General features: G+C 64.5%; 7 protein-coding genes, 5 tRNA genes and 1 pseudogene. 2 read left to right on the top strand and 11 right to left on the bottom strand.

Annotated features, from left to right (window positions below; all coding sequences use genetic code 11):
• Positions 1-103: pseudogene (locus ACM0PY_RS04155) on the top strand (IS110-like element ISStma4 family transposase); the annotation flags it as partial.
• A gap of 100 nt (positions 104-203) precedes the next feature.
• Here the strand turns inward: ACM0PY_RS04155 and ACM0PY_RS04160 are convergent.
• The 11 genes from ACM0PY_RS04160 to tig form a co-directional block, all read right to left on the bottom strand.
• Entirely contained in the window at positions 204-2159 is a 1956-nt protein-coding gene (locus ACM0PY_RS04160) for a peptidyl-prolyl cis-trans isomerase (RefSeq protein WP_180886491.1), read from the bottom strand.
• A 183-nt stretch (positions 2160-2342) separates the two neighbouring features.
• Positions 2343-2419, bottom strand: a tRNA-Asp gene (locus ACM0PY_RS04165).
• Between the two features lie 106 nt (positions 2420-2525).
• Positions 2526-2602: transfer RNA gene (locus tag ACM0PY_RS04170), tRNA-Asp, on the bottom strand.
• 86 nt (positions 2603-2688) lie between these two features.
• A tRNA-Asp gene (locus tag ACM0PY_RS04175) sits at positions 2689-2765 on the bottom strand.
• Positions 2766-2847: 82 nt separating this feature from the next.
• Positions 2848-2924: transfer RNA gene (locus ACM0PY_RS04180), tRNA-Asp, on the bottom strand.
• A gap of 26 nt (positions 2925-2950) precedes the next feature.
• Positions 2951-3025, bottom strand: a tRNA-Val gene (locus ACM0PY_RS04185).
• A gap of 11 nt (positions 3026-3036) precedes the next feature.
• Complete coding sequence (gene hbs / locus ACM0PY_RS04190; protein ID WP_005408270.1) at positions 3037-3309, bottom strand: non-specific DNA-binding protein Hbs; 273 nt, start codon at positions 3307-3309, stop codon at positions 3037-3039.
• Positions 3310-3528: 219 nt separating this feature from the next.
• Positions 3529-5979, bottom strand: a complete 2451-nt coding sequence (gene lon, locus ACM0PY_RS04195; RefSeq protein WP_180886102.1) for an endopeptidase La — start codon at positions 5977-5979, stop codon at positions 3529-3531.
• 143 nt (positions 5980-6122) lie between these two features.
• The gene (clpX, locus tag ACM0PY_RS04200; RefSeq protein WP_004154600.1) at positions 6123-7412 is read right to left on the bottom strand and encodes an ATP-dependent Clp protease ATP-binding subunit ClpX; all 1290 of its coding nucleotides are present in this window, start codon (positions 7410-7412) and stop codon (positions 6123-6125) included.
• 126 nt (positions 7413-7538) lie between these two features.
• A complete protein-coding gene (gene clpP / locus ACM0PY_RS04205; protein WP_004146318.1) occupies positions 7539-8165 on the bottom strand; it encodes an ATP-dependent Clp endopeptidase proteolytic subunit ClpP in 627 nt (208 codons plus the stop codon).
• A 76-nt stretch (positions 8166-8241) separates the two neighbouring features.
• On the bottom strand, positions 8242-9537 hold the full coding sequence (gene tig / locus ACM0PY_RS04210) for a trigger factor (protein ID WP_069138945.1): 1296 nt from the start codon (positions 9535-9537) through the stop codon (positions 8242-8244).
• Between the two features lie 562 nt (positions 9538-10099).
• Here tig and ACM0PY_RS04215 point away from each other — a divergent pair.
• The gene (locus ACM0PY_RS04215; protein WP_005412423.1) at positions 10100-12535 is read left to right on the top strand and encodes a DNA-directed RNA polymerase; all 2436 of its coding nucleotides are present in this window, start codon (positions 10100-10102) and stop codon (positions 12533-12535) included.
• Positions 12536-12559: the final 24 nt, after the last annotated feature.

A 12559-nucleotide genomic window follows, 5' to 3' on the forward strand; every position in this document is an offset into this window, starting at 1 on the left:
CTTCAAGGTCGTCATGTGTGCGGTGATGCGCAAGCTCATCCATCTGGTTTGGGGCGTACTGAAAAGCGGCCGGCCATTTGAGCCTGACGGCGCCCTTGCCTAGGCAAGGGCAACACGGTATCTACAATTCAATTTCCAGCAGCGCCCGCACGAAAAAAAGGCCCGGCAATGCCGGGCCTTCTTCGATCTGCTCGCCGCGAGGCTTACAGGTTCGCTTCGGTGGTCTGGATCATGAACTTCTTGCGCATCGCCTCGATGTAGGCCTTGGCCGCGGCCATGCCGTCGATCTGGCTCAGCTGTTCCTTCAGCTGCTTCTGCTGCTCTGCGGTCACTTCCTTGATGTCGCCCGGATTGACCTTGTTCACCGCGAACAGCAGCGCGTGACCATTGACGTCGACCTTGCCATAGCTCGGCTTGCCTTCAGCCGGCACCGGCGCACTGAAGATCGCGCGGTTGATTTCCGGGGTCGGCACCGGCTGGCTGCGCGGCAGGCCCGGCATCGGGCTCAGCTGCAGCTTCTCGCTGGCAGCCAGCGACTGCAGGGTGGCGCCCGCCTTCAGCTTGGCCAGGATGGCATCGGCCGCCTTGTCGCTGGCCTGGCGCTGGCGATCAGCACGGATCGCAGCGATCACCTGTTCGCGGGCCTTGTCCAGCGGCAGGGCCTGTTCCGGGGTGTGTGCAGCCACACGGATGACCACGCTGTGGTTGGTCGCGCCGCCCAGGGCGATCGGGTCACTGGCGGTACCGTCCTGCACCAGCACGTCGGAGAAGGCGGCACGCAGCACGGCCGGGTCAGCGGCGATGCCGCTGGCGGTCGCGCGGGTGATCGGGCCCAGGGTCTGCAGCGGCAGGTTCACTTCCTTGGCGGCGGCCGCCAGGTCGCTCGGGCTCTTGTTGATGGCATCGACCAGGCGACCGGCCAGTTCGTTGAAGCCGCGCTCGCCGTCGGCCTTCAGCTGCTCGGCAGCCAGCGTGTCACGCACTTCCTCGAACGACTTGCCCTGGCCACCGCGCACAGCGGCCACCTTGATGATGTGGTAACCGAACTCGGTCTTGACCGGGCCGATCACGTCACCGGCCTTGGCCGCAAACAGCGCGTCCTCGAACGGCTTGACCATCGCACCGCGCTCGACCCAACCCAGGTCACCGCCCTGGTCCTTGGAGCCCGGATCTTCCGAATTGGCCTTGGCCAGCGCAGCGAAGTCGGCACCGGCCGCCTTGGCTTCGGCAGCGATCCTGTTCGCCTTGGCTTCGGCGCCGTCACCGGTGATCAGGATGTGCGAGGCCTGGCGCTGCTCCGGCGAGGTGAACTTTGCCTTTTCCTCTTCATAGCGCTTGCGCAGGGTCGCTTCATCGGCCGGGGTCGGTGCCGGCAGGTTCGCACCGTTGATCTCGACGTACTCCAGCGACACGCTCTCGGCCTGGCGGAAATCCTTGCCGTGGCTGTCGTACCACTTCTTGATCTGATCGTCGGTGACCGGCGCGGTATCGGCAGGTACGGGCGGCAACGCGGCCAGCTCGACGTCGCGGGTTTCGCCCAGCAGCTTCAACAGGCGCTCGGTCTCGGCCTGGGTGACGAAGCCGGAGCTCTGCAGGCCCGATGGGATCACCGACTGCTGCAGGCTCTCACGCACCAGTTCCTGGAACTGGGTCGGGGTACGCGGCGGATTGCCACCGGCCAATGCCAGGCGGTAGTTGTTCTCGTTGAACTTGCCGTTCGAATCGAGGAACGACGGCATGGTCGCGATGTACTCGCGCACCGCGCCGTCGCCGATCACCACGCCCGCCTGTTCACCGACCAGGCGCACGACCTGTTCGTCGATCAGCTGATCGAGCACGGCCATCTTGTTCTCGGTGCTCTCGAACGCGCGCGGGTCGAAGTTGTCGCCCTGCTGCTGGCGCTCACGCATGCGCTCCTGCTCGAAACGCGTGCGGAAATCCTGCGAGCTGATCTCATGGTGCTGCCACAGCATGCGCACCGGCCACCACGACGGCGCCGAACGCCACCAGGTAGGCGGTGCGGAAACCTTGGCCACGTTCTGTGCGCCAACGCCACCGAGGTAGCTGTTGTCGATCACGAACAGGAACGGAATCATCAGCAGCCCCAGGATCACGGTGACGATCCAGCCTGAGGTCTTGTCGCGGAGTTTCTGCAGCATGGTGAGGAATCACAAGGCCTGATTGGCGAGCCCGGCAGTGTAACCCGCTTCGCCGCAGGGACCAAAAGCAGCACCGACGCGGCCTGCGCCCACTTGCGCAGGCAGGCACCATCAGTGCATCGGCCAACTCCACATCCTGGCGCAAAGAAAAAGCCCCCGGCTTGCGCCGAGGGCTTTTAGAGTTGGCGGAGCGGACGGGACTCGAACCCGCGACCTCCGGCGTGACAGGCCAGCATTCTAACCAGCTGAACTACCGCTCCGCGCTTGAACTTTGCAGGCGCCCAGTATATCCGAAGACTCTCTGGAAACCCAGCCCGATGAACACTTTTTTCAAAGTTTTTTCACAGGGACTTAAGAAGTCTGCAATGGCGGAGCGGACGGGACTCGAACCCGCGACCTCCGGCGTGACAGGCCAGCATTCTAACCAGCTGAACTACCGCTCCGTTCTTGCAAAGACTTTTTCGCCTTCCTCCGAACCTCTCGGTGAGAAGACAAGGCCCCCAGCCTTGAACCGGGGGCCTGGATGTAATGGCGGAGCGGACGGGACTCGAACCCGCGACCTCCGGCGTGACAGGCCAGCATTCTAACCAGCTGAACTACCGCTCCGCGTTGTTACCTTTTTGCTTTCAGCCGGCCTGGACCGGGGAGAAAACAAAGCCTCCAGCTTTTGGCCGGAGGCCTCGTTGAATGGCGGAGCGGACGGGACTCGAACCCGCGACCTCCGGCGTGACAGGCCAGCATTCTAACCAGCTGAACTACCGCTCCACACTCAAACTTTTACCGCGGTGCTGTGGTGGGTGCTGAGGGTTTCGAACCCCCGACCCTCTCCGTGTAAAGGAGACGCTCTACCGCTGAGCTAAGCACCCCAGCGAGCCGCTTAGTTTACAGCATCCTTCAGGGCCTTGCCAGCCTTGAACGACGGATTCTTCGAAGCAGCGATCTTGATGGTGTCGCCGGTCTTCGGGTTGCGGCCGGTGCGGGCAGCACGGTCGCGGACCTGGAAGGTACCGAAGCCAACCAGGGTGACCGCATCGCCGTCCTTCAGCGCCTTGGTGATGGCAGCAACGACGGCATCGACAGCGCGGCTGGACTCTGCCTTGGTCAGGTCGGCAGCTTCAGCAACGGCATCGATCAATTCGGTCTTGTTCATTCTCTACAACTCCTTTGGCGGTGGGTTCCGCTTATTCGACAGGGAAGCAACCGCACGCCATCTGCATGCGGCCGCCATGTGGAAACGGTTCGCCGAATCCAGCGATCACCAGACTGCGACCACTCATTCGCGAGTGCTGCTTTTATACCAGTGGCCCTACCCCCACGCAAGCTGGAAAGCCAGCAACGACGCGGGTTTCGGGCCATTGGACAGCGCGCGTCAATGCTTGACGCGCGCGTTTCCACTCGGTTTGGCCTTGCTGCGCACCGTGACACGCTGCGCACTCTTGCGCGCCTTCTTCGGTGCCAACGGACGCTCCAGCGCCAGGTCCAGGACTTCTTCGATGTACTTCACCGGCACGATCTTCAGATCGCGGGTGACGTTGGCCGGGATGTCGGCCAGGTCCTTGCGGTTCTCTTCCGGAATGATGACCGTGCGGATGCCGCCACGCAGTGCGGCCAGCAGCTTCTCCTTCAGGCCACCGATGGCAGTGACGCGACCACGCAGGGTGATCTCGCCGGTCATCGCCACGTCGGCGCGCACCGGCACCTTGGTCAGCATCGACACCAGCGAGGTGACCATCGCCGCGCCGGCACTCGGGCCATCCTTCGGCGTGGCGCCATCGGGCACGTGCAGGTGCACGTCGTGCTTCTGCAGGAAGTCGCTGTCGATGCCAAAGCCCACGGCGCGCGAACGCACCACCGACAGCGCGGCCGACGCCGATTCCTTCATCACGTTGCCGAGCTGGCCGGTCAGGATCAGCTGGCCCTTGCCCGGCACCAGGGTCGATTCGATCTGCAGCAGGTCGCCACCGACTTCGGTCCAGGCCAGGCCGGTGACCAGGCCGATTTCATTCTCTTCCTCGGCACGGCCGAAGTCGAAGCGACGCACGCCCAGGTACTTGTCCAGGTTCTTGCTGGACACATTGACCAGCGCCTTGGGCTTCTTCGCACCCTTCTTCGCCTTCACCGGCTGCGGGCCGGCCAGCGCGATCTCCTTCACCACCTTGCGGCAGATCTTGGCGATCTCGCGTTCCAGGTTGCGCACGCCCGATTCGCGCGTGTAGTAGCGCACGATGTCCTGGATGGCGTCACTGCCGATTTCCAGTTCTTCCGGCTGCAGGCCGTTGGCCTTGACCTGCTTCGGCACCAGGTAGCGGGCCGCAATGTTGAGCTTCTCGTCCTCGGTGTAGCCGGGGATGCGGATCACTTCCATGCGGTCCAGCAGCGGGCCGGGAATGTTGAGCGAGTTCGAGGTGGCCACGAACATCACTTCGGACAGGTCCAGGTCCACTTCCAGGTAGTGGTCATTGAATGCGTTGTTCTGCTCCGGATCGAGCACTTCCAGCAGCGCCGAAGACGGATCGCCACGGAAGTCCATCGACATCTTGTCGATCTCGTCGAGCACGAACAGCGGGTTCTTGCTTCCGACCTTGTTGAGGTTCTGCACGATGCGGCCCGGCATGGAACCGACGTAGGTACGGCGGTGGCCACGGATTTCGGCCTCGTCGCGCACGCCGCCCAGCGACATGCGCACGAACTTGCGGTTGGTGGCCTTGGCAATCGACTGGCCCAGCGAGGTCTTGCCCACGCCCGGCGGCCCGACCAGGCACAGGATCGGGCCCTTCATCTGCTTCACGCGCGACTGCACCGCCAGGTATTCAAGAATGCGCTCCTTGACTTTCTCCAGGCCGTAGTGGTCGGCATCGAGCGTATCCTGCGCGACCTTCAGGTCCTTGCGCACCTTGCTGCGCTTCTTCCACGGCACGCCCAGCAGCCACTCCAGGTAGTTGCGCACAACGGCGGCTTCGGCCGACATCGGCGACATCTGCTTGAGCTTGTTCAGTTCATTGCGCGCCTTGGCTTCAACCGCCTTCGGCATGCCGGCCTCGGCAATCTTGCGGGCCAGTTCTTCCAGCTCGCCCGGCGCGTCGTCCAGGTCACCCAGTTCCTTCTGGATGGCCTTCATCTGTTCGTTGAGGTAGTACTCGCGCTGGCTCTTCTCCATCTGCGACTTCACGCGGCCGCGGATGCGCTTCTCCATCTGCTGCACGTCGATCTCGCCGTCGACCAGCCCGACCAGCATCTCCAGGCGGTCACCGACGGCCAGCGTTTCCAGCAGGCGCTGCTTGTCGGCCAGGCGCACGCTGATGTGCGCAGCGATGGTGTCGGCCAGGCGCGCCGGCTCATCGATGCCCGACAGCGTCTGCAGCAGCTCCGGCGGCAGCTTGCGGTTGGTCTTCACGTACTGCTCGAACAGCGACATCAGCGAGCGGGCAATCGCCTCGACCTCGCGCGCCTCGCGCTCGTCGGTGGCGTCGATCTCCACGGCCTGGCCATGCAGCGAGCCGTCGCGCTCGTCGACGTGGGTGACCTGCACGCGCGACAGGCCTTCAACCAGCACCTTGATGGTGCCGTCGGGCAGCTTCAGCAGCTGCAGCACCTGCGCCAGCGTGCCAACCTGGTAGAGGTCGGCCGCATGCGGGTCGTCGGTCTCGGCCGACTTCTGCGCCAGCAGCAGGATGCGCTTGTCCGCCTCCATTGCCTGTTCGAGCGCGTGCATGGACTTGTCACGGCCGACGAACAGCGGGATGACCATGTGCGGGAACACCACTACGTCGCGCAGCGGCAGGACCGGCAGGTCGAGGGTTTCACTTGGGGAACGGGCCATGGGGGCTCCAGGGAAGGGGGAAAACCGCCTCCGGGAGGGCATCTTCCGGAGACAAAAAAAGCCGATGGCCCCGTTATGGGGCCATCGGCTTTCAGATGCAAGGCATTCCTTTAAAATCCTTTCCAATCAACAACCTGGAAGGATCACTCGGCGCCTGCGGCCTTCTGTTCAGGGGCGGCCGGGGTCTGGTAGATCAGGTACGGCTCGGACTTGTGCTCGATCACCGATTCGTCCACGACCACCTTGCTGACGTTCTCCTGCGACGGCAGGTCATACATGGTGTCCAGCAGGACCGATTCGACGATGGTGCGCAGGCCACGGGCGCCGGTCTTGCGCTTGAGCGCCTTCCTGGCGATGGCCGACAACGCGTCCGGACGGAACTCCAGCTCCACGTTTTCCATCTCGAACAGCTTCTTGAACTGCTTGGTGATGGCGTTCTTCGGCTCGGTCAGGATCTTGATCAGGGCCGGCTCGTCCAGCTCCTCCAGGGTCGCGACCACCGGCAGGCGGCCGACGAACTCGGGAATCAGGCCGAACTTGATCAGGTCTTCCGGCTCGACTTCCGCCAGCACCTTGCCCACTTCCTGCTTGCGCTCGCTGCTCTTCACCTTGGCACCGAAGCCGATGCTGCCGACGTCGGTGGAACGCGCCTGGATCACCTTGTCCAGCCCGGCGAACGCGCCGCCGCAGATGAACAGGATGTTCTTGGTGTCCACCTGCAGGAATTCCTGCTGCGGGTGCTTGCGGCCGCCCTGCGGCGGAACGCTGGCCACGGTACCTTCGATCAGCTTCAGCAGGGCCTGCTGCACGCCTTCGCCGGACACATCGCGGGTAATCGACGGGTTCTCGCTCTTGCGCGAGATCTTGTCGATTTCATCGATGTAGACGATGCCCTGCTGCGCCTTCTCGACGTCGTAGTCGCACTTCTGCAGCAGCTTCTGGATGATGTTCTCCACGTCCTCGCCCACGTAACCGGCTTCGGTCAGCGTGGTGGCGTCGGCCATGGTGAACGGCACGTTGAGCAGGCGGGCCAGGGTCTCGGCCAGCAGCGTCTTGCCCGAACCGGTCGGGCCGACCAGCAGGATGTTCGACTTCGCCAGTTCGACGTCGTCGTTCTTCTGCCGGCTCTCGATGCGCTTGTAGTGGTTGTACACGGCCACTGCCAGCGTGCGCTTGGCACGGTTCTGGCCGATCACGTACTGGTCGAGGACCTCGAGGATCTCGCGCGGCTTGGGCAGCGAACTGCGCGCCGACTGCGCCTTTTCCTCAAGTTCCTCACGGATGATGTCGTTGCACAGCTCCACGCACTCATCGCAGATGAACACGCTCGGACCCGCAATCAGCTTGCGCACTTCATGCTGGCTCTTGCCGCAGAAAGAGCAGTAGAGGATCTTGCCGGTGTCCGTGGAACGACCTTGGCGGTCTTCGCTCATGCTTCGCTTACCCAGTTACCCCACCCGCTGAACGGGGGTTCGATTCGAGAATAGCACAGGGCCGAGGGGACACCAGTCCCACCCGACCCTGCAGGAACGAGGCCTCCCTGGCCCCGTGAAGGCCGGTCAGCCGGCCTGGATCGACTCATCCGGACGACGCTCCAGGACCTGGTCGACCAGACCGTAGGCCTGCGCCTCGAAGGCGCTCTTGAAGTTGTCGCGCTCGGTATCACGGGCGATCGTCTCCAGCGACTGGCCGGTGTGCTTGGCCAGCACCTCGTTCAGGCGCGAACGCAGGGTCAGGATCTCGCGCGCGTGGATGTCGATGTCGGTGGCCTGGCCCTGGTAGCCACCCAGCGGCTGATGGATCATCACGCGCGAGTTCGGCAGCGCATAGCGCTTGCCGGCTTCGCCCGCGGCCAGCAGCAGGGCGCCCATCGAGGCGGCCTGGCCGATGCAGGTGGTGCTCACATTCGGCTTGATGTACTGCATGGTGTCGTAGATCGCCATGCCGGCGGTGACCACGCCACCCGGCGAGTTGATGTAGATGTTGATGTCCTTTTCCGGGTTTTCCGATTCCAGGAACAGCAACTGCGCCACCACCACGTTGGCCATGTGATCGTCGATCGGGCCCACGAGGAAGATCAGGCGCTCCTTCAACAGGCGCGAATAGATGTCGTAGGCACGCTCGCCGCGGCTGGTCTGCTCGACCACCATCGGAACCAGGTTCAGGGCTTTGGTTCGGTTGTCCATTACGTGAGGTACCTATCTTGGGGGGCAACAACCCCGCGCCGGCAAAGGCGCGGGGCATCCGGTGATCCGCCCGGGCTTACTGGCGGATCGCGTCCTGGAACGACAGCTTCTCTTCGGTGTGCTGGGCACGCTCGGCGATCCAGTCGATCACCTGCTCTTCCATCACACGGTTCTGCAGGCCAGACATCAACTGGGGGTCGTTGCGGTACATCTCAATGACCTGCTCCGGCTCTTCGTAGGTCGAAGCGATCAGACGCATCGTTTCATTCAGGCGCTTGGCTTCCAGACGCAGGTCGTTGATGCGGGCCACTTCACCGACCAGCAGGCCGACCAGCACGCGCTTGGCGGCAGCGTCCTTGAAGCCTTCGTGGGCATCGGCCGGGATCTCGCCGACGTTCTGGCCGTTGCGGCGCAGCTGCTCGACCTGCTGGGCCAGCATGGCGCGGGCTTCGTTCTCGACCAGGCGCGGCGGCATTTCCACCGACGAGTAGGCCGCGATCAGCTGCTCGCCCACTTCGCGGCGCAGGCGGTTCATCAACGCACCCTTCAGCTCGCGCTCCAGGTTGGCGCGGATGTCGCTGCGGAACTGCTCCACATCGCCGCCCTTCACGCCGAAGCTCTTGATGAAGGCTTCGTCGACCGCCGGCACGACCGGCTCGGAGACCTCGGTGACCTTGACGGTGACCTGCACGGTCTTGCCGGCCAGCACCGGCACGCGCCAGTCAGCCGGGAACTCGACGTCGAGGGTCTTCTCTTCGCCCTTGGCCAGGCCGACCAGGCCCTTCTCGATGGTGTCGAACATCATGCCCTGGCCGAGCACGATCGAACCCTTCTCGGTGCCCTCGGCCGGCAGGCGCTCTTCGCCGGCCTGCGACCAGGTTTCCACCGCGACCAGGTCACCGTCCTGCGCGCCACGGCTGACCGGGGCCCAGGTACGACGCTGGTTCTGCAGGTTCTCGATCATCTGGTCGATGTCGGCGTCGGTGATCTCGGCGGTATGGCGCACGACGGTCAGCTTGCTGACGTCGATGTCGCCGAAGTCCGGCACCACTTCCACGGTGGCGACGAAGGAGAACTCACCCTCGTCGCCCTTGTCGATGCGCGGGCTGCCGACGATGCGCAGGTCGTGCTCGCGCACGGCCGCATCGAAGGTTTCGCGCAGCAGGCCATCCAGCGCCTCGCCACGGACCTGCGCGCCGAAGCGCTGCTCGATCACCTTGGCCGGCACCTTGCCCGGGCGGAAGCCCTTGATGCGGGTGGTACGGGCGATTTCGCCGAGGCGGCCGGCGATGTGGCTCTGCAGACGCTCTTCCGGCAGCGAGAAGCTCAGGCGGCGTTCCAGGTTGCCGGTGGATTCGATCGAAGCTTGCATGTTGACTCCTGCCACCGGTGGCCCAGGCCCCCGGCTCGATGATTGGGATGAAACGGTTGTAAGGACGCGACGTCTGGGACGCGCCTGCTTGCCGCAGCCCTTTAGTTTCGCCCAATTCGGCTTGCACTGCCAGCGCGTGCCGGTCAAGGGGGCGCAGATGGCCCGATCAGGGCGGGGACAGGCCGGCACTGGTGCGAAAGGGGGGACTCGAACCCCCACGCCTTGCGGCACTGGAACCTAAATCCCGAAGCCCCTGCCGATTAGTCCTGACCACTCAACTACTTACAGCTTTCCAGTCTATCAGGTGACGCTTCGGGTGACATATAGGTGACGCCGGGTGCCACGACAGGTGACACCAGGTGACGCCGAATAAAGTGGTCATCTTCGGCGGACCTCCTCCTAGGACAACCATTCAGAACTACTCATTGCTGTTCACCACCGAGGACTACTACAGTTCCACATAGGTCCACCCAGGACCAACAACCGAACCACTCAGGACCGTACCGGGCAGCCCCCGGTGCGGTCCTCCCGTTTTGACTTTTGCATCCCCTGAGGGCAAACGATGACGACTTGGCAAGAGAACGACCTGCACGCCGCCCAGCTCGAACTGGAGAAGGAAAGCACCAGCCTGGGCATTGCCCGCTACGAGAAGATCAGGGAGCAGCGCCAGGAGGCCGAGACCGGCCCCGGCCGCAAGCTGGTCATGGAGAGCATCGACGCCACCGCCGCCGCGATCATGGCGTTCGTGGCCGAAGCCGACACCGGCAAGCCGGGCAAGCGCCACGCCGCCCTCAAGTTCATCCGCCACCTGAACCCCCACGCCCTCGCCTATCTGACCAGCTTCACCTGCGTCAACGCGCTGGTCGCCGATCACCGCAAGGCGGTGTCCGTGGCGATCACCCTGGGCCACGAGGTAGCCAACGAGATCAACTTCTCCCTGCTCCGCGAGAAGCACCCCGGCCTGTACCGGGTGGTCCAGGAGCAGCTCAAGAAGTCCACCTCGGCCCGGCACTCCACCGCCGTCATGCGGCACGTCATCGCCGACGCCGAGTTCGCTCCCGAGGACGACAAGCGCCTCTACCTGTCCGACAAGGACGCGCTGCTGGTGGGCATGAAGCTCATCGAGCTGTTCGTCGAGGCGACGGGGCTGGTCGAGCTGGTCACCGTGGCCGAGCGTGGCAAGCGCCACCTGCTCATCGCCGGGAATCAGAAGGTGCTCGACTGGCTGACCAAGGCCCACGACAGCGCCGCCCTGTACCAGCCGGTGCTGATGCCGATGGTCGTCCCGCCCCGTCCGTGGACCACGCCCCGCGACGGCGGCTACCTGACCGACATCGGCGGCCGGGCTGACCTCGTGCGTACCCGCAACCGCGCCTACAAGCGCGAGCTGGCGCTGGTCGATATGCCCAACGTCTACCAGGCCCTCAACGCCATCCAGGCAACCGCCTGGAAGGTGAACGTGCCCGTCCTGGAGGTCATGCGCGAGCTGTGGAACGCAGGCGGCGGTGTCGCCGGGCTGCCGGAGCGCGAGCTGATGGACCTGCCGAGCCGCCCTGCCCTGCTGGAGACCGACCCGGACTACTTCAAGGAGCACCACGCCGACGAGTTCAAGGAATGGAAGCGCGACCGCGCCAAGGTCTACGAGGCCAACGCACGCAGCGTGTCCACCCGCCTCGCCGCCGCGCAGAAGATCGCCCTTGCGGAGAAGTTCGCCGAGTACCCCGCGATCTACTTCCCGCACAACCTCGACTTCCGCGGCCGGTGCTACCCCCTGCCCCCGACGCTGACCCCGCAGGGTGATGATGCGGCCAAGGGCCTGCTGACGTTCGCCCAAGGTGTGCCGCTCGGCGAGGACGGTGCCTACTGGCTCGCCATCCACGTCGCCAACTGCTTCGGCGTGGACAAGGTGTCGTTCGAGGAGCGCGTGGCCTGGGTGCGCGAGCACGAGGAGCAGATTCTCGACAGCGCCCTCGATCCGTTGGACGGCCAACGCTTCTGGATGGACGCCGACAGCCCGTTCTGCGCGCTGGCTGCGTGCTTCGAGTGGCTCGGCTACAGCCTCAACGGCCGCGATCACGTCTCCCACCTGCCCATCGCGCTCGACGGCTCCTGCAACGGCCTCCAGAACTTCTCGGCCATGCTCCGCGACTCCGTGGGCGGCGCAGCCACCAACCTGATCCCGCAGCCGAAGCCCGCCGACATCTATTCGCGCGTGAAGGACGTGGCCCAGGAGAAGCTGCGCGCCCGTGCCGAGAGCGGCGACCCGCTGGCGATCAAGCTGGACGGCCAGCTCACCCGCGACATCGTGAAGCAGCCGGTGATGACGCTGCCCTACGGCGTCACGAAGTCGGGCATGCGCGCCCAGGTGCTCTCCAAGTTCAAGAAGCTGGGCATGGAGGACGATTGGGAGACCGCCGAGTACCTGGCGACCCTGCTGTGGGAGTGCATTGGCGAGGTGGTGATCGCAGCCCGCGCGGCGATGGACTGGCTGCGTGACGCCTCCAAGGTCGCCTCGTCGGCAGACCTGCCGGTGAGCTGGACGACCCCTGCTGGCTTCCCGGTCCTCCAGGAGTACCGCGAGGAGGAAGGCGTCCGCATCCGGCCGCACGTCGGAGGCCGCGAGGTGAATTTAGTGGTCAACATCGGCGGTACTAAGCTCGACCGTCGCAGGCAGACCCTCGGGATCAGCCCGAACTTCGTCCACTCCTGCGACGCCAGCCACATGATGCTGACCACCTGCCTCGCGGCAGAGAACGGCATCGAGTCGTTCGCCATGATCCACGACTCCTACGGTACGCACGCGGGCCAGGCAGCAATCCTCGCCGCCGCACTCCGGCAGGCGTTCGTCGATCAATACAGCGGCGACGTACTGGCCGACTTCCGACAGCAACTCGTCGAGCAGCTCCCGCCAGAAGCGGCAGAGAAACTCCCACCCCTCCCGCCGCATGGCGACCTGGACCTCAGCCTGGTGCTGGAGTCGCGCTATTTCTTTGCCTAGTCCATCCCCCTTTGGCAATTGATA

Origin of the sequence: Stenotrophomonas sp. BR163, from assembly GCF_047520985.2 — a bacterium.
Classification (GTDB): Bacteria; Pseudomonadota; Gammaproteobacteria; order Xanthomonadales; family Xanthomonadaceae; genus Stenotrophomonas; species Stenotrophomonas sepilia.